Source organism: Streptomyces sp. NPDC048461, from assembly GCF_055587105.1.
The window spans coordinates 131375-149332 of the sequence record NZ_JBVJGW010000002.1; the positions used below are offsets into that span (position 1 = coordinate 131375).

Annotated in this window: 13 protein-coding genes; 6 read left to right on the forward strand and 7 right to left on the reverse strand. The window is 70.1% G+C overall.

Features of this window, described 5'->3' with window-relative positions; translation table 11 throughout:
• The first annotated feature begins 126 nt into the window (after positions 1-126).
• From ACZ6S8_RS03580 to ACZ6S8_RS03600, 5 genes are all read left to right on the forward strand, one after another.
• The gene (locus tag ACZ6S8_RS03580; protein WP_469452091.1) at positions 127-1224 is read left to right on the forward strand and encodes a sugar ABC transporter substrate-binding protein; all 1098 of its coding nucleotides are present in this window, start codon (positions 127-129) and stop codon (positions 1222-1224) included.
• 171 nt (positions 1225-1395) lie between these two features.
• Complete coding sequence (locus ACZ6S8_RS03585; RefSeq protein ID WP_469452092.1) at positions 1396-2184, forward strand: ATP-binding cassette domain-containing protein; 789 nt, start codon at positions 1396-1398, stop codon at positions 2182-2184.
• A gap of 20 nt (positions 2185-2204) precedes the next feature.
• Complete coding sequence (locus ACZ6S8_RS03590; protein WP_469452766.1) at positions 2205-3491, forward strand: sugar ABC transporter permease; 1287 nt, start codon at positions 2205-2207, stop codon at positions 3489-3491.
• A gap of 252 nt (positions 3492-3743) precedes the next feature.
• Entirely contained in the window at positions 3744-5660 is a 1917-nt protein-coding gene (gene dxs / locus ACZ6S8_RS03595) for a 1-deoxy-D-xylulose-5-phosphate synthase (RefSeq protein WP_469452094.1), read from the forward strand.
• 105 nt (positions 5661-5765) lie between these two features.
• Positions 5766-7262 (forward strand): amino acid permease, encoded by a 1497-nt coding sequence (locus ACZ6S8_RS03600; RefSeq protein ID WP_469452096.1) that lies wholly within the window; start codon positions 5766-5768, stop codon positions 7260-7262.
• Between the two features lie 66 nt (positions 7263-7328).
• Here ACZ6S8_RS03600 and ACZ6S8_RS03605 read toward each other — a convergent pair whose 3' ends face one another.
• Entirely contained in the window at positions 7329-8390 is a 1062-nt protein-coding gene (locus ACZ6S8_RS03605; protein WP_469452097.1) for an LCP family protein, read from the reverse strand.
• Between the two features lie 128 nt (positions 8391-8518).
• Between ACZ6S8_RS03605 and ACZ6S8_RS03610 the strand changes: the two genes are divergently transcribed.
• Positions 8519-9661: a hypothetical protein gene (locus ACZ6S8_RS03610; RefSeq protein ID WP_469452098.1), complete on the forward strand. Its 1143-nt coding sequence runs from the start codon at positions 8519-8521 to the stop codon at positions 9659-9661.
• Positions 9662-9747: 86 nt separating this feature from the next.
• On the opposite strand, the gene ACZ6S8_RS03615 is transcribed toward ACZ6S8_RS03610, so the two are convergent.
• From ACZ6S8_RS03615 to ACZ6S8_RS03640, 6 genes are all read right to left on the reverse strand, one after another.
• Complete coding sequence (locus ACZ6S8_RS03615; protein WP_469452100.1) at positions 9748-11349, reverse strand: glycosyltransferase family 2 protein; 1602 nt, start codon at positions 11347-11349, stop codon at positions 9748-9750.
• A gap of 13 nt (positions 11350-11362) precedes the next feature.
• A complete protein-coding gene (locus ACZ6S8_RS03620; protein ID WP_469452101.1) occupies positions 11363-12169 on the reverse strand; it encodes an Ig-like domain-containing protein in 807 nt (268 codons plus the stop codon).
• A 12-nt stretch (positions 12170-12181) separates the two neighbouring features.
• The gene (locus ACZ6S8_RS03625) at positions 12182-12988 is read right to left on the reverse strand and encodes a rhamnogalacturonan acetylesterase (protein ID WP_469452102.1); all 807 of its coding nucleotides are present in this window, start codon (positions 12986-12988) and stop codon (positions 12182-12184) included.
• 2 nt (positions 12989-12990) lie between these two features.
• The gene (locus ACZ6S8_RS03630; protein ID WP_469452103.1) at positions 12991-14499 is read right to left on the reverse strand and encodes an SDR family NAD(P)-dependent oxidoreductase; all 1509 of its coding nucleotides are present in this window, start codon (positions 14497-14499) and stop codon (positions 12991-12993) included.
• Positions 14500-14554: 55 nt separating this feature from the next.
• Positions 14555-16549: a hypothetical protein gene (locus ACZ6S8_RS03635; RefSeq protein ID WP_469452106.1), complete on the reverse strand. Its 1995-nt coding sequence runs from the start codon at positions 16547-16549 to the stop codon at positions 14555-14557.
• 195 nt (positions 16550-16744) lie between these two features.
• On the reverse strand, positions 16745-17803 hold the full coding sequence (locus ACZ6S8_RS03640; protein ID WP_469452108.1) for a phage baseplate protein: 1059 nt from the start codon (positions 17801-17803) through the stop codon (positions 16745-16747).
• Positions 17804-17958: the final 155 nt, after the last annotated feature.

Sequence of the window (17958 nt, forward strand, 5' to 3'; positions counted from 1 at the left end):
ATGGCACCGTTGTCATCTCGTTAAGGATTCACTCCTTGACGGCAAAACGCGGCCGGGGTTGACTCACATCCACCTCGGCCGCAGTGTTGCGGCCTCGTCAGGGAGGTTCAACTAATGAACACTCGTATGCGTAGAGCCGCCGTAGCCGTTGCCGCCGGCGCCATGGCCGTCTCGCTTGCCGCTTGTGGCAGTGCGAAGGAGGCCGGCGAGAAGCCGAAGGACTCCGCCGCGGTCGGCGACGCCATCAAGGTCGGGCTGCTCCTTCCGGAGAACCAGACCGCGCGGTACGAGAAGTTCGACAAGCCGCTGATCGAGAAGAAGGTCGCCGAGCTGACCCGCGGCAAGGGCGAGGTCGTCTACGCCAACGCCAAGCAGGACGCGACCACGCAGAACTCCCAGGTCGACACGATGATCACCAACAAGGTGAACGTCCTCATCGTGGACGCGGTGGACTCCAAGGCCATCGCCGGCGCGGTCAAGCGGGCCAAGGACGCCGGCATCCCGGTCGTCGCCTACGACCGCCTGGCCGAGGGCCCGATCGACGCCTACACCTCCTTCGACAACGAAGAGGTCGGCAAGGTCCAGGGCAAGGCGCTGCTGGAGGCCCTGGGCGACAAGGCCAAGGACGGCCAGATCGTCATGATGAACGGTTCGGTCACCGACCCGAACGCCAAGCTCTTCAAGTCCGGCGCCCACTCCGTCCTCGACGGCAAGGTGAACGTCGGCAAGGAGTACGACACGGTCGAGTGGAAGCCGGAGAACGCCAACACCAACATGGCGGCGGCCCTCTCGGCGCTCGGCAAGGACAAGATCGTCGGCGTCTACTCCGCCAACGACGGCATGGCCGGCGGCATCATCACCGCCCTCAAGGCGGCCGGCCTGTCCACCCTGCCCCCGGTCACCGGCCAGGACGCCGAACTCGCCGGTGTGCAGCGGATCGTGTCGGGCGAGCAGTTCATGAGCGTCTACAAGCCGTACGCCCCCGAGGCCTCGGCCGCGGCGGAGATGGCCGTCGCCCTCGCCAAGGGCGAGAAGATCGACGGGATCATCAACCAGAAGGTCGACAGCCCGACCACCAAGGCCGTCCCGTCCGTCCTGATCCCGGTCGTCTCGCTCACCAAGGCGAACATCAACGACACCGTCGTCAAGGACGGGGTCTACAAGGTCGAAGAGATCTGCACCGACAAGTACGCGGCCGCCTGCGCCACCGCCGGCATCAAGTAAGGCCCCCGTCGCCCGCTCGCAGGGCGACCCCCGCGCCTGCCCGGCGCCCCGCTCCTTCTTACCCCGCCACCCGCGGGGCGCCGGGCAGAAACGTTCTCCCGCTCCACCCCCCCCATTCGCCCCGCTCCTGCTCTTTTGCACGACATCCCCGCCGGTCAGGCGGCGAAGGAGATGGTTCATGTGTCCGCTGCGCCCGTGTTGGCGTTGCGAGGGGTCTCGAAGCGGTTCGGTGCCGTTCAGGCCCTGACCGACGTAGAACTCGAGATCCACTCCGGTGAGGTGGTCGCCCTGGTGGGCGACAACGGCGCCGGCAAGTCCACGCTGGTCAAGACGATCGCCGGCGTGCACCCCATCGATGACGGCGTCATCGAGTGGCAGGGCCGCCCGGTCTCCATCGGCAAGCCCCACGACGCCCAGAACCTGGGCATCGCGACGGTCTACCAGGACCTCGCGCTGTGCGACAACATCGACGTCGTCGGCAACCTCTTCCTCGGCCGCGAGCTCAAGCGCCGCGGTGTCCTCGACGAGGTGGAGATGGAGCGTCGCGCCCGCGAGCTCCTCACCACCCTGTCCATCCGGATCCCCAGTGTCCGGATCCCCATCGCCTCGCTCTCCGGCGGCCAGCGCCAGACCGTGGCGATCGCCCGCTCGATGCTGGGCGAGCCCCAGCTCGTCATCCTCGACGAGCCCACCGCCGCCCTCGGCGTCGAGCAGACCGCACAGGTTCTCGACCTCGTGGAACGGCTGCGCGAGCGCGGCCACGCCGTGATCCTCATCAGCCACAACATGGCCGATGTGAAGGCCGTCGCCGACAAGGTGGCGGTCCTGCGGCTGGGCCGCAACAACGGCGTCTTCAGCGTCGCCGACACCTCGCAGGAAGAGATCATCTCCGCCATCACGGGAGCCACGGACAACGCCGTGACCCGCCGCGCGGCCCGCACCGGGGAGGCCCGCAAGTGAGCACCGAGAACCCTGCCCCGCTGCACAAGACGACGGACGGCGGCGACGGCCACGCCGTGGTCAACCCGGCCGCCGCGGCGGACGCCATCCCCGCCGTGGACCCGCGCCTGCTCGTCCGCGAGCAGGGCCTCGCCGGGTACCGGCGCGAGTTCGGCCGCAAGATGAAGGCCGGCGACCTGGGATCCATCCCGGTCGTCATCGGCCTGATCATCATCTGGGGCATCTTCCAGGGGCTGAACGCGAACTTCCTCTCCCCGGAGAACCTCACCAACATCGCGATCACGATGACCGCCACCGGCATGATGGCCGTCGGCATCATCTTCGTGCTGCTGCTCGGCGAGATCGACCTCTCGGTCGGCTCGGTCAGCGGCGTCTCGGGCGCCATCGTCGCCGTCCTGTCCGTCACCCACGGCATGAACGAGTGGCTGGCGATCCTCGCGGCGGTCGCGGGCGGCGCCCTGATCGGCTCCATCCACGGCTTCTTCTTCGCCCGGATCGGCGCCCCGGCCTTCGCCGTCACCCTGTCGGGCCTGCTGTTCTGGTCCGGCGCCATGCTGCAGATCCTCGGCAGCAACGGCACCATCAACCTGGACTCCGACGGCGTGGTCGGCAAGCTGACCACGTACTTCTTCTCGGACGTGGCCGTCGGCTACGCCCTGGCGGCCCTCGCGGTGGTCGGCTACTTCCTCGGCTCCTTCTTCGACGCCCGTCGTCGCGAGGCCGCCGGGGTGCCCTCCCGGCCGCTGGGCGAGATCCTGCTGCGCACCGGCCTGCTCGCGGTGTTCACCTTCGGTCCCGCCCTCGTGTTCAACCAGTACAAGGGCCTGCCGCTCGCGGTGGTGCTCTTCATCCTGGCCCTGGTCGGTACGGACTTCCTCCTGCGCCGCACCACCTTCGGCCGTCAGGTCTTCGCGCTCGGCGGCAGCGTCGAGGCCTCCCGGCGTGCCGGCATCAACATCAACCGGGTGCGGATCACGGTCTTCGCGATCGCCGGCACCTTCGCCGCCATCGGCGGCCTCTTCTGGGCCTCCAAGATCGCGGCGGCCAACCAGAGCGCCGGCGCCGGCGACCTGCTGATGAACGTCATCGCCGCGGCCGTCATCGGCGGCACCAGCCTCTTCGGCGGCCGGGGCCGGACCTGGAACGCCCTCCTCGGCGTCATGGTCATCACCTCGATCCAGTACGGTCTGGCCCTGGAGGGCATCGCGACGCCGATCCAGTACATGATCACCGGTGCGGTGCTGCTGGCCACCGTGGTGATCGACTCGGTCACGCGCAAGACCCAGAAGACCGCCGGACGGGCCTGACCGCCCGCCCGGACGCCACGTCCGCCGGTAAGACCGGTCACAGTGCCCGGTGCCACTTCGTGTGGCACCGGGCACCCGTGCGTGCAATTACACGTACAGCTGTGCGGGTATACGCCCGTTTGGGATGTGTGACCGCACAGTCATGTGTACATGTATGACAAAGGTGTGACTCTGCCGGGACGGCCCGATGACCGCGCCCGCGAGCGGAACATTAGACTCGTCAGACCAGCTGGCGACTGCAAGGAGGCACGGGTGCTGCTGACCCGCATCAAGGGACCGCGCGATCTGGACCGGCTCAGCAAGGAGGAGCTCGACCAGCTCGCCGCGGAGATCAGGTCCTTCCTCGTCGACGCCGTCTCCAAGACCGGCGGGCACCTCGGCCCCAACCTCGGGGTGGTCGAACTGACGATCGCCCTGCACCGGGTCTTCGACTCGCCCAAGGACAAGGTCCTCTTCGACACCGGCCACCAGGCCTACGTCCACAAGCTGCTCACCGGCCGCCAGGACTTCGGCGGACTGCGCACCAAGGGCGGCCTGTCCGGCTACCCCTCGCGCGCCGAGTCCGAGCACGACGTGATCGAGAACTCGCACGCCTCCACCGTGCTGGGCTGGGCCGACGGCTTCGCCAAGGCCAACGAGGTGCTCGGCCGCGAGGACCACCACGTCGCCGCCGTCATCGGCGACGGCGCGCTCACCGGCGGCATGGCCTGGGAGGCGCTGAACAACATCGCCGCCGCCAAGGACCGCCCGCTGGTCATCGTGGTCAACGACAACGAACGCTCGTACGGCCCCACCATCGGCGGCCTCGCGAACCACCTGGCGACCCTGCGCACCACCGACGGCTACGAGCGCTTCCTGGCCCGCGGCAAGGACCTCCTGGAGCGCACCCCCGTCGTCGGGAAGCCCCTCTACGAGACCCTGCACGGCGCGAAGAAGGGCCTCAAGGACTTCATCGCCCCGCAGGGCATGTTCGAGGACCTCGGGCTCAAGTACGTCGGCCCCATCGACGGCCACGACATCGAGGCGCTGGAATCGGCGCTGCAGCGCGCCAAGCGCTTCGGCGGACCGGTCATCGTGCACTGCCTCACCCAGAAGGGCCGGGGCTACGAGCCGGCCGTCCAGGACGAGGCGGACCGCTTCCACGCGGTCGGCGTGATCCACCCGGACACCGGCCTGCCGGTGAAGACCGCCGCGGCCAGCTGGACCTCCGTCTTCGCCGACGAGATGGTCAAGCTCGGCAAGGAGCGGGGGGACATCGTCGCCATCACCGCGGCCATGCTCCAGCCGGTGGGCCTGAAGAAGTTCGCGGACGCCTACCCGGACCGCATCTTCGACGTCGGCATCGCCGAGCAGCACGGCGCCACCTCCGCCGCCGGCCTGGCCAGCGGCGGCGTGCACCCCGTGTTCGCGGTCTACGCGACCTTCCTCAACCGCGCCTTCGACCAGGTCCTCATGGACGTGGCCCTGCACAAGTGCGGGGTGACCTTCGTCCTGGACCGCGCGGGCGTCACCGGCGACGACGGAGCCTCCCACAACGGCATGTGGGACATGTCCATCCTCCAGGTCGTCCCCGGCCTGCGCCTCGCGGCCCCGCGCGACGCCGAGCAGCTGCGCGCCCAGCTCCGCGAGGCCGTCGCGGTGCAGGACGCCCCGACCGTCGTGCGCTACTCGAAGGGCGTCGTCGGCCCGGCCGTCCCGGCCGTCGGGCGCATCGGCGGCATGGACGTGCTGCGCACCCCGGCCCCCGAGGTCACCCGACCGGACGTACTCATCGTCTCGGTCGGCGCACTCGCCCCGATGTGCCTGGAGATCGCGGCCCTGCTGGACAAGCAGGGCATCACCTCGACCGTCGTCGACCCCCGTTGGGTCAAGCCGGTGGACGAGGCCCTGGCCCCGCTCGCGGACGGCCACCGGGTGGTCGTCACCGTCGAGGACAACGGCCGCACCGGCGGCGTGGGCGCCGCCGTCTCCCAGGCCCTGCGGGACGCGGGCGTCGACGTACCGCTGCGCGACTTCGGCATTCCGCAGCGCTTCCTCGACCACGCGCTGCGCAAGGAGATCCTGGCCGAGATCGGCCTGACCGCCCCGGACATCGCCCGGCAGGTCACGGGCCTGGTGGCCAAGCTCGACGGGCGCTACGACACCGAGCCGGCGGCCACCGTCGACTAGTCGGCGGACCGTCGCGGGGTTGCACGTCACGGGCCGGGAGATCACCCTTTGAAGAGGGCCTCCCGGCCCGTTCGCGTGCGTAGAAACCTGTTCGGAGGTGCGTCGGTGAGTAGGGATACGAGCAGCCCCTTCCGCACCAAAACGGTGGAGCAGTCCATCCGCGACACGGAGGAGCCGGAACACGCCCTCCGCAAGTCGCTCTCCGCCTGGGACCTGACCGTCTTCGGCGTGGGTGTCATCATCGGCACCGGCATCTTCGTCCTCACGGGCATCGCGGCCCGGAACAACGCCGGACCCGCCACCGCCCTCGCCTTCGTGGCGGCGGGCATCGTCTGCGGCCTCGCGGCGCTCTGCTACGCCGAGTTCGCGTCCACCGTGCCGGTGGCCGGATCGGCCTACACCTTCGCGTACGCCTCGATCGGTGAGCTGCCCGCCTGGATCATCGGCTGGGACCTGGTGCTGGAGTTCGCGCTCGGCACCGCCGTCGTGGCGGTCGGCTGGTCCGGGTACGTGCGCAATCTCCTGGAGACCAACCTCGGCTGGAACATCCCCACCTCGCTGGCCGGGCCCGACGCCGGAGGCACCTTCGACCTGCTGGCCTTCCTGCTGATCCTGGCGCTGACCGCGGTCCTGGTCATCGGGACCAAGCTGTCGGCCCGGATCACCGCGATCGTGGTCGCCATCAAGGTGACCGTGGTGGTGCTGGTCATCATCGCGGGGCTGTTCTTCATCAAGGCCGACAACTACTCGCCGTTCATCCCCCCGGCCCAGCCGCAGGAAGCGGGCAGCGGCCTGCACGCGCCGCTGGTGCAGCTGCTCTTCGGCTACGCGCCCACCAACTTCGGCGTCATGGGCATCTTCACCGCGGCCTCCCTCATCTTCTTCGCCTTCATCGGCTTCGACGTGGTGGCCACCGCGGCCGAGGAGACCAAGAACCCCCAGAGGGACATGCCGCGCGGCATCCTCGGCTCGCTGCTGGTCTGCACGGTGCTCTACGTCGCCGTGACGCTGGTGGTCACCGGCATGCAGAAATACTCGGAGATGTCGCCCACCGCCCCGCTCGCGGAGGCCTTCAAATCCGTGAACCAGCCGTTCTTCTCCGGCGCCATCAGTCTCGGGGCGTCCATCGGTCTGATCACGGTGTGCATGATCCTGCTGCTGGGGCAGACCCGGGTGTTCTTCGCGATGAGCCGTGACGGACTGCTGCCCCGCGTCTTCTCGGTCACCCACCCCAAGTACCGCACGCCCTACCGGGCGACCATGCTGCTCGGTGGGATCATCGCCGTCGTCGCGGGCTTCACCAGTCTGGAGAAGCTCGCGGAGCTGGTGAACATCGGCACCCTGTTCGCGTTCGTGGTGGTCGCCCTCGGCGTGATCGTCCTGCGCAAGACCCGCCCCGACCTGCACCGGTCGTTCCGCACCCCGTGGGTGCCGTTCGTCCCGATCGTGTCGATCGCGGCCTCGCTCTGGCTGATGCTCAACCTGCCGGCCGAGACCTGGATCCGCTTCGGCGTCTGGATGGCGATCGGCGTCGTCGTCTACTTCCTCTACGGCCGCGGCCACAGCCGGCTGGGCAAGGCCGGCGCGGACGCGAAGTTCTAGCCGCGCGAAGCCCGGAGCCGACCGTACGGTCATCCGTACGGCCGGCTCCGCGTCCGCGGGCCCCCGTCAGCCCGTGGCCGGGGACTTCTTCGCGGAGGCGGGGATCTTCTGGTCGTTGCGCAGGGCCTCCCACAGCTGGGTGGCCTGCGGCTCCGCCGTGATCACGCGGTTCGGGTCGACCTTGTCGTAGGCGACCGGGAGCATGATCGTCTCCATGGTGTCCGGGTCCACGCCCTTCATGCTCTGCGCGAAGTCCGACAGCGCGGTGAGCGAGGCGAGGTCGGAGTCCGTGGTCAGCGACTTGGTGCCGGCGTCCGCGAGCTTGTAGAGCCGGGCCGGGTTGCCGAGGGCGTCCTGCTTCTTGATCTCGGACAGCATCGCCATCATGAACTGCTGCTGCAGGCCGATCCGGCCGAGGTCGCTGCCGTCGCCGTAGCCGTACCGGGTACGGACGAACTTGAGCGAGTCGGTGCCGTTCAGCCGGTGGCTGCCCGCGTCCAGCTTCAGGCCGCCCTTGGCCCCGGTCATCGGCTTGTCCAGGGTGACGGTGACCCCGCCGAGCGCGTCCACCAGGCCCTTGAAGCCGGCGAAGTCCACCTCGACGAAGTGGTCGACGCGGACGCCGGACATGGCCTCGACGGTCTTGACGACGCACGCCGGGCCGCCGGTGCTGTAGATGCTGTTGAACATGGCCCGCTTCTGCGCCGGGGCCGTCTTGCCGTCCTCGCCCTTGCACTCGGGCCGGTTGACCAGGGTGTCGCGCGGGATGCTGACCGCGGTCGCCTTGGCCCGGCCCTCGGGTATGTGCACCAGCATCGTGGTGTCGGAACGGGCGCCGCTGACGTCGCCGTGGTCCAGATCGGCGTTGGCCCCGGCCCGGGAGTCGGAGCCGAGCACCAGGACGTTCTGCGCCCCGGCGACGACCTTCTTCGGCCGGTCGTCCCCGATGGCCCGGTCCAGGTCGACACTGGAGATGTTGCTGTTGAGGCTGCTATACATCCACCACCCCGTCCCGCCCGCGGCGAGGATCAGGAGCGCGACCGACAGCAGGACGATCCACAGGACGCGCTTGCCGCGGCGCGGCTTGCGCCGACTGGTGCGCGAGGGTGCGGCGGGCTGGTCGGTCATGGAGGCAGAGCCCTTCTGCTATAGATGAATGTGAATAATAGACAGACTTTCGAGTGGGTCGGTCCGGGGGTGAACCGGAGCGGACGCTCACACGACAGACGGCACATGGCGGAAGGACGGACGGCGTCGTGAACCGAGGCAGGGGCGGCACCCGGGCCGCCCATCCGGCTCGCGGGGCGCAGGGTGCCGCGCCGGGCGCGGCCGGTCCCGCCCACCCCTCCGCCCCCGCCGGAAAGTGGCTGTTCAGAGGCAACGACGGCCGTCTGACGGCCTATGCGTGCGCCGCCGGGGGATTGCTCCGCTGGACCGAGACGCACGCTCCCGGCAGCGGCTGGACGGGCCCCGAGGAACTCGAAGTTCCCGGCTGGACCGGGTCGGCGGTCATGGCGCAGAGCCACGAGGGCTACATCCATTTCGTTACCCTCCGGACTCCGTCGGACGACTCCGGCAGCCTGGAGGTCGCCGTCGCGACCCAGTTCCAGTCCGGTCGCGGCCTGACCGCCTGGCGCGGTCTCGGCGTTCCCGGCGTACGCGGCGGTCCGGAGGGCGACGGGCCGGTCCGGCCGCCGTGCGTCGTCGTCAACCAGCGCTCCGGCAGCGTGCACGTCATCGTGTCCCTGCGCCTCGGCGGCATCGTGCGGCGCAGCCGCAATGCCCAGGGCACGTGGGGCGGGTGGAAGCAGCTGGCCCCCGAGTCCTACCAGGGCGGCGTGACCGCCCTGATGCCCGCCGGCGGGCCGCTGGAGGTCCTCGCGGCCGGGCGGGCCGGGGTCGACCGCTGGGTGGGCGCCGGGCAGGGGCAGTTCCGCCTCGGCGACCGCGTCGCCACGCAGATGGCCGGAGCCCCCGTCGGGTGCGAGACGGGCCCGCGCAGGGCGACGTACTTCTGGCGGTACCCGGGCGACGGTTCGCTGGTCGCCTGGCGGGCCGGCGCGCAGGGGGTGCAGAGCGGCATGATGGGGCTCGGCGGGGCGGGCGGCCGCGGTACGCCCGGCGTCGGGCAGGCCTCCATCGGCGGCTACGACTGCACGGTCCTCGCGCAGAACGGCGCCGAGGGCGACATCGAACTCACCGCCTACGTCAGCGAGAACGAGGGCTACGGCACCTGGTGGGCCTCCCTCGGCGGCCACGGCCTGCACGCCCCCCAGGTCGCCGTCGACGCGGCGAACCGCGTCGTGGTGGCCGCGCTCGACCGGGACGGCGCCCTGGTCGTCACGCGCCAGGAGACCGACCGGGAGGGCCTCGCCTTCGGCCCCTGGCAGCGGGCCTGACCCACCGGGTGCTGACCCACCGTGGGCCGGCCCGCCGGGCCGGCCCACGGTGGCGCCGTGCGGACCGGCCGCCCGCGGACCGGCCGTCAGCCGCGGTCCGGCAGCGGGGTGCGCTGGGAGATCTCCACGCTGAGGCCGCCGGACTCCGTGTAGTACGGCGTGGCCACCAGCTCCAGGCCCTGCGTGCCGGGCGCCGGAGCGACCACCACCGGCTGCCGGGCCGTCGTGTCCAGGTCGTCGGCCCGGCGCACGCCGAGCCGAACCTCCTGGGTCACGCCCTCGAAGGAGACGGCCAGGTGGAAGTCCCAGACGCCGGGCGGGACCGGCCAGCCGCTGGAGGTCTGCGCCAGGTTGATCCGGGTCGAGAAGCGGCCCATCGCCCGGGTGTTGCCCTTGGCGTTGGTCAGGGTGTCGTCGCGGCGGGCCGTCACGGAGAAGCCCTCCTCCGCGCCGCTCGACCGCTCCCGCATCACCACGCGGGTCGCACGGTCCTTCGTCGACAGCTGCTCGAAGAAGGCGAAACCGTCCAGGAGCAGCATCGGACCGTCCCAGCCCACGCCCTGCAGCTGGTGGCTGACGGTCATGTCGCCGGTGATGTCGAACAGCTCGTCCTCCAGCCCCACCTGTGCGTCGCGGAAGAACGGCAGCGTCGTGAACACCTTGCCGCCCTCGACCGTCTTGCGGACGCCCGGCCGGTCCTTGTCCGACTCGAAGGCGGCCATCGTCGCGGCCTCGGCGATCCGGCCCCGTACGAGCAGCGCGTACCGTACGGCCAGCATCCGCGGCAGCAGGGCCAGCGCCCCCGGCGACACCTGGGAGCGCAGCACCTCGGCGGCGGCCCACAGGGTCTGCTCCCGGCCCGCCGGGTCCTCGGCGGTCAGCAGCGCGGCGGCGGTCGCCTTGCCGAGCTCGACCTCCAGGTGCCGCGCGTGCAGCCGGTCGCGGCGCGGCCCCTCCGGAAGCTGCGAGCTGACCAGCGCCAGCATCCGCGACACCAGGGCGACCCGGTCCGGCAGGGCCGCCGGAAACGCCTGGGACGGGCCCTTGATCACGCAGGTGCGGTCGCCGACCACCGAGATGTTGTCCGCCCCGATGTACGCGGCGGCGGTGAAGGCCTGCTCCTCACCGAAGGGCATGTCGGTGGGGAAGGCCAGCCCGCGCCGCTGGAGCAGGCTGGTGCGGAACAGCTTGTCCGGCGTCAGCGACCAGTAGGCGCGCGAGGTCCACACGTCGCTGTGCGTCAGGTTCTTGCGGAACATCGACGTCGCCACCGTGTGCCGGCCGGAGCTCTCCAGCTTCCCGAGCACGACGTCGGCCTCGTTCGCGTCGGCCGCGGCCACCATCCGCTCCAGCGCGTCGGGCGCGAGGCGGTCCACGGCGTCCAGGAAGACGACGTACCGTCCGCAGGCCTGGCTCAGCGCCCAGTTCCGGGCCGAGGCCGTGCTCAGCCCGCGCGGCACCTGACCCACGCGCAGCAGCGCGGGGTACTGGTGGGCGGCGCGGGCCAGGAGGGCTCCGCTGTCGTCGGTCGAGCCGTCGTCGACGGCGATGACCTCCAGCCGCTCCGGTCCGATCGACTGCGCGACGAGGGAGGCCAGGCACGCTTCGAGCGAGGCGGCCTGGTTGCAGACCCGCAGCGCGACCGTCACGTCTCGGATGTCGGCGGCGTGCACGATCGCTTGGTTCATGATCCGTTGATCCTCATCGGTTCCGCTCGGACTGGTCGGGCCGGGGCCAGGGCATCTCCCCGACGAGCTCGGGCCACTGCCACGGGCGGAAGGCGACGTCCGTCGTGTGCTGCGGGAACACACCCGGGATGTGCGCCGTCGGCCCCACGAACACGTTCACGTGCGAGGTCAGCTTCGCGGCCGCGGGCGTGCCCACCACGTACTCGAACCGGTCGTAGCCGGTGAAGCCGGGGGCGGGCGTGTAGGTGACCCAGCCGTCGTAGGACAGCTGGGCGTCACCGTTGCCCGGCTGGGTGACGGAGATGGCCGTACTGCCCGCGGGGGCCGCCGACAGGACGTTCACCGAGCCCGGCCGGCCCGGTTCGGCCTCGATGCGCAGGCCCCGGGCGCCGGGCGCCCGCAGGCGCAGCGCCTCGTCCGAGAGCTTGCCGGTGCGCACCAGCCTGCGGCCGGTGGCGTCGGGGACGCCCACCGTGATCTGGGGCCGCAGGACGGGGGCGTCGGCCGACTCGCGCAGTCGCAGGTGCAGGACGCCCGTGGCGGTCTCGCCGGCATCGGCCCGGACCCGGAACCAGCGCTGCCGCGGGAAGTACTCCAGCCCCTGCAGCGCCACGACCTCGGCGATCCCCTTCAGCGGCGCCTCCAGGAGGTACGCACAGCCGCGCGAGGCGTTCTGGTCGGGCGCCACGGACAGGCCGAGCTGGAAGGTCTCGCCGGGCACGACGCCGCGCCGCGGGTCGGCCGAGCTGTAGAGGGCGGCGTAGACGACGCCCAGGGACGGGTCGTCGCCGAGGGCCCGGCCCCGGCACAGGAGATTCACGCGCCGGACTCCTCAACTACTGGGGGACATGGACACACGGGACTTGGTGTTGTGGGCGAACGTCTCCTCGTCCAGCCAGCCCAGTTCCTCGTACGAGAACCGGCGGCGGTCGAGGTCCCGGCCCCAGTGGGACGGGATGATGCCCTGCTCGATCATGCTGCGGGCGATGAAGCGGGCGCACTCGATGGCGCCCTCGGCCCGCAGGTGGACGTTGTCGCCGTCCTGGACGTGCCGCTGGAGGGGCTCGCCCGGCCGCAGGTAGGTGAAGACGCGCTTGGACGCCTCCGGACCGAGCTCCTCCCACCACTGCAGGCTCTGGCGGTACAGGTCGACGACCGGTACGTGCTCGTCCTCGGCCAGCTGGCGGGCGGCGAGCGGATAGTCGCCCAGGAACCGGGCGACGTTGCCGTGCCGGTCGATGCGGCGCCGCTCGTACGGCAGCAGGATCACCGGGTGGGCCTGCCGCTCGCGGGTGCCGTGCACGTAGGCGGCCATGTGCTCCAGGAAGGTGGAGAACGGCTCGGTGTGCAGGCCCGGGTCGGGCTTCCAGTCCGTCTGGCCGAAGCCGAACAGGAGGTAGTCGCCCGGCTGCATGGTCTCCAGGATCCACTGGAGCCGCCCGCGCTCGCGGAAGCTCTTCGAACTGGCCCGTGCGCGGGCGCAGTTGACGACCTCGACCGCGTCGGTGAGGAAGAGCGGCAGCGCCTGCGTCCAGCCCGCCATCGGAAGGAAGCTGTACGGGCGGCCCACCGCGTTGGAGCCGCCCGCCACGAAGATCCGGGGACGCGCGCCCTGCTGGTTTCCGGGTGCGTACGTCACGCCTAGACCTCCTGCTCCTCCGCGGTCTGGGTCAGTAGCACCGACTCCAGCGCCGCTTCGAAGGCCGACCGCTGGGCGGGGGAGGAGGTCGGGTCCTGCTTGCGCACGTCGATGACGTGACCGGTCATCTCGGACAGCAGGACGTCGAGCGAGCTGAGGGCCACCGACTCCGAGGTCAGCAGGGAGCCCGAGGGCTCCTGGCCGAAGGCCTTGGTCCGCATCGGGGTGGCGGTGCGCTCGGGGTTCACGCAGTTGACGCGGATCCGGTCGCCGGCCCACTCGTCGGCGAGGGCCTGCGTCAGGTTGACCATGGCGGCCTTGGTGGAGGAGTACAGGCTGTACTCGGCGCGGCCGCGGGTGTAGCTGCTGGAGGTGAACAGCAACAGCTGGCCCTCGGTCTCGCTCAGGTACTTGTACGAGGCGCGGGCGATGTTCACGGGGGCGAGGTAGTTGACCTCCAGCGCCTCCCGGATCGTCTCGTTGTCGGTCTCGTCGAGGCGGCCGACGCGCAGCACGCCCGCGGTGTTCACGACGTAGTCGATCCGGCCGGTCTCCGCGTACGCGCGGGCCAGGGCCTCCTCGACGTGGTCGAGGTTCTCGACGTGGGTGCCGGTGGTGGACCGGCCCAGGGCGAAGACGCGGGCGCCGAAGCCCTCGGCGATCCGCGCGATGTCGGCGCCGATGCCGTACGAGCCGCCGAAGACGAGCACGGTCTTGCCGGACAGCTGCTCGCGGTAGGCGGCCTCGCCGGCCTGCGCGGGCGCGGTGTGCGAGGCGAGCTGGAACAGCTTGTCGGCGATGAACACGTCGACGGGCTGGGTGACCTTCATGTTGTACTCGTCGCCCTGCACGACGTGCACCGGCACGTCCGGCAGGTACTTGACCACGACGGAGCAGTCGTCGGTGGCCTGGAACGACGGGTCGGCCTCGGCCCGGTCGTACGCGGCGCGGATCGTGGAGAGCCGGAAGCCCTGCGGGGTCTGGCCGCGGCGCAGCCGGGAGCGGTCCGGCACCTCGGTGATGAACTCGCCGTCGTCGCCGTGGGTGCGGGTGACGATGACGGTGTCGGAGGAGGGGATGGCCACGTCGACGGCCTGGAACTTCTCCAGGGCCTCGACGCACTCCTTGACGACGCGCTGCGACAGCAGCGGGCGGACCGCGTCGTGGAAGAGGAGGTTGACGTCCTCGCCGGCCGCGAGGTCCTCGGCCGCGGCGCGGATCGCGATGCGGGTGGTCTCGCTGCGGGTGGAGCCGCCCGCCAGTACGCGGGTGACCTTGCCGAGGCCCGCGCGGTCCACGATGCGCTGGGCGTCCTCCACGTAGGCGGGGGTCATCAGCAGGATGACGTCGTCGACGTCCGGAGCGGTCTCGAAGATGTGCAGGGTGTGCTCGAGGATCGGCTTTCCGGCGATCTTGAGCAGCTGCTTCGGTATCTCTAGACCGATGCGCTGACCGGTGCCACCGGCGAGTACGACGGCAATGGTGCGGCGCGGGGTGGCACTGGAGGACAAGGTCTCCTTCTTCCTGGCAGGGGGATGGGGCACGACGTGCTCGGGAGGGGTCCGGCTACGCGGGCAGGTGCGTGTGTTCCGGGTATTCCACGGGGAAATCGAGCAGCCCCCGCCGGTACAGGTTGTTCGCGGCGGCGTTGAAGCGGACGCCGGACGGCGGGTACTCCTGGCCGAGGAGGTACTCCTTGAGCTGCTCGCGGTAGGGCGCCATGACGTCCTCGCGCGGATTGAGCATGGCGTCGATGGCCGTGCTCAGGCCGTTGCAGTCGGGGTCCAGGAGGTACGAGGCGTACGCCGTCCGCTGTTCGTTGCGGAACTCGGCGTCGGGCAGCCCGTCGAGATTGAAGATCGCGTACGGCTTCAGCGTCGCGACGAAGTCGGACACGACGCTCGACATGTCGCCGATGAGCAGGTCGGACTGGTTGAAGCAGTCGTAGAGGGCGGGGATCCGCTCGGTCACCACGTGGTGGGCGGTGTCCGGGATCGCGCTCCAGTACAGGGTCGCGGCCTGGTTGCGGCTGCGCCTGATGCGGGCGGTCCGCTCCTCCTCGGTCAGGTCCGGGAACTTGGAGCGGACGCCGCGCTCGGAGAGGTCGGCGATCCGCTGGTCGATCCGGGCCAGCTTCCTCGCCGCCGACTTGGAGTCGGTGGCGTTGCGGCCGAAGCGCCGGGCGTTGTCCTCCTGGAGCATGGCGATGACGCGGCGGTGCGCGGCGGCGGCCTGGGCGGAGCGCGAGCCGGTGAGCGGGTGCGGCTTGTAGATGATCCGGATCTCCTGCTCGTGGTCGAGCAGGGCCTGGATCAGGGTCTCGCCGGCCGGGATCACCGAGGTGTAGCACGCGTCGTCGGTCCAGCCCTCCCAGGTGGGGGCGTAGATGACGGTGGGCATCGGGCCGGCGACCTTGCCGGTCCAGCGGTGCAGCGACATGAGCTGGGGCCGGCCAACCTCGACGATCTGGTTGTGCGTCACGGCGTGCTTGATGCGCTCGTAGCGGTCGCGGCCCGCGCGCCCGGCCACCCATATCTCGTCGAAGACCTTGCTGACGCGGTTGCTGCTCGCGAGCTTGTCGCTGTCGCCGTGGCCGATGAAGACGTGCTTGACCTCGGCGCGCTGGAGCATGTGCACGTTCTTGCCCGCGTTGCCGGGGTAGAGGGCGACGCGGAGCTCGTTCATCTCGATCCGGGCCAGGTTGTCGGCCTTGGGGACGCAGATGACCGGGATGGGCGTCGCGTCCAGGTAGCGCAGGGTGGCGCGCTCGCGCAGCACGATGATGGGCCGCAGGTCCAGCTCCTCCAGCGCCTCCAGCCACATGTTCACCTGGTACATGAAGTCTTTGGAGATGGCGGCGAAGGTGAAGTAGAGCGCGACCTGGGGGCGGTACTCGGCCAGCTGGTGGTTGAGCTCGTCGAGGGCCTCGTCGGCGGTGGGCAGCTTGAGCGCGTTGCGCGCGTCGGGCACCAGCACCAGCAGGGAGAGGTAGGCGAGGAAGACGGTCGCGATCATGCCGTACGTGACCCAGCGCCAGTTATCCGTCGCGATGGTGGCGAGCGCGCCGCCCATCAGCGGGATGTCCATGTGCAGGGTCTTGCGGACGTGCTTGTCGACCAGGAACGGGTGCGGCATGCGGCGGATGCCGAGCGCCTCCAGGTCCAGCCCGCGGGTGGTGAACGGCAGCTCGTTGCGCATCTTGCGGACGTGCTTGAGGAGCGCGCCGTACGCGAGCTGGAGGATGAAGAGCAGCAGCAGCCCGATGGTGGTCATCTGCGCCACGAAGGACTCGATGTCGGCGATGGCTCCGCACAGGCCGAGCAGCAGGAACTGCCGGATGAGGAAGCGCATCGTGAGACCGAAGCGCGAGTCGCGCAGCCGCTCCAGCGTCGTCGATTCGCTGTTGTGGAGCAGCAGGTCGGAGGCGTAGCTGGCGGCCGCGCAGTACGCGAACATCGGGAGGGAGGCGAGGGCGACGGCGGCCATCATGCCGATGAAGCTGAGAATCAGCCCGGCGCTGATCAAGATGCCGAGAACGGCTTGCCGTCGCTTGGAGCCCATGGTGCGGTGCCTCCCCCGAGGAGGTTTGAGAATCCCGTGAAGTGTCGGAGTAGTATAAGCAGCCTTATGGAGGGCTGGAGAACTACAGGTGAACCCCGGGCCAATGCTTGGGGATGACCCTCTGTAAAGGTCACATAAAGGTAACGAGCCCTTCGTGGGGCGTGGATGACGGGCCTTCGATCCGAAGGCGGCAACTCATCCGGTGAAGCGATAGAGCGTCAGTTCTCGGCGATCTTCGATCTTCACGGAAAAGCCGATGCACAATCCCACCCGGCCCCCCGCCAGCGTGACGGCCATTCCCTCGGGCTCCCGGAAGGGGAGGTCCGGCGCCACGGTGACGCGATGGCGGCCCTGTGCCATTCCGGTGGTGACGTCGATCGCCGAGATGTAGGTATTCCCGCCGGACTTCCGGGGGTTCTTGCCATTTTTGTCCGTATACGGGTTTCCGGTCAGTATGTAGATGAAGTTCCCGTGCAGGGCGCAGCCCTGGAACCATTCCTCTTCCTTGACCTGCACGCCCGCTTTGACGAACTGTGCGGATTCCGTGCGCCCGGCGAGGAAATCCTCCATCTGGTATACGGCGAACCGCCGTTCGCCGCCCCGTTCGTGACTCACCAGCACCCGGCCGCCGGCCAGGTCGAGGGAGGGCGAGACGTCGGAGGCGCCCGGCACCGGGTCGAAGTGGGTGACGGCCGCGTCCGAGCTGTCCAGGATCGCGCCGTCCTTGAACGGCGTACGGGCCACCGAGCGGCCGTAGCCGGTCCGCGGATCGGCCTTCCCCTCCACCCAGAGATGGGTGCGCTTGCCCGCCGGCTCGACCGCGAAGGAAATGCCGTGCCCGAAACCGCGCAGATACATGTGGCCGGTGATTTTCCCGGCCGCGGTCATCCGCGTCAGGCACATGTCCCCGGCGTCCTTGCGGTCGGAGGCGGCCAGCGGCTCGTCCTCGTCCGAAAGCCGGATTCCGGCCTGAAGGGTCTGGAGCGTGTAGACGAGACCGTTCGCGTCGTCGAAGGCGAATGACTGCGGGCCCGTCGTGTTGAAGAGCCGCGCGGGCGCCAGAACCTCGGTGCCGGAGTGCATGTCGAATTCGCCGGCGATCCGCGGAAGGCCGTTCTGCTCGTCCGTTACGTCCGGCTCGTCCGGTTCGCCGTCCCGCGACCAGGCCAGGCTGCTCGCGGTAATTCCGGCGGCAACGGCGCCGCCGGCGAACAGGAGGGTCCGCCGGCTGAAAGGTGTCTGGTTGTCCGCCATGTCCGGCATTCTGTCATCAGGCCCGGCCGGGGCCCGCATCGGCCCCCGGCCAGGGCCGATCGCAACGGCAGCGGGCGCCCGTCCCCCGAAGGGGAACGGACGCCCGATGTGCATTCACATCGTTATGCGGCGGTATGTCAGGCCGGAACCCGCCA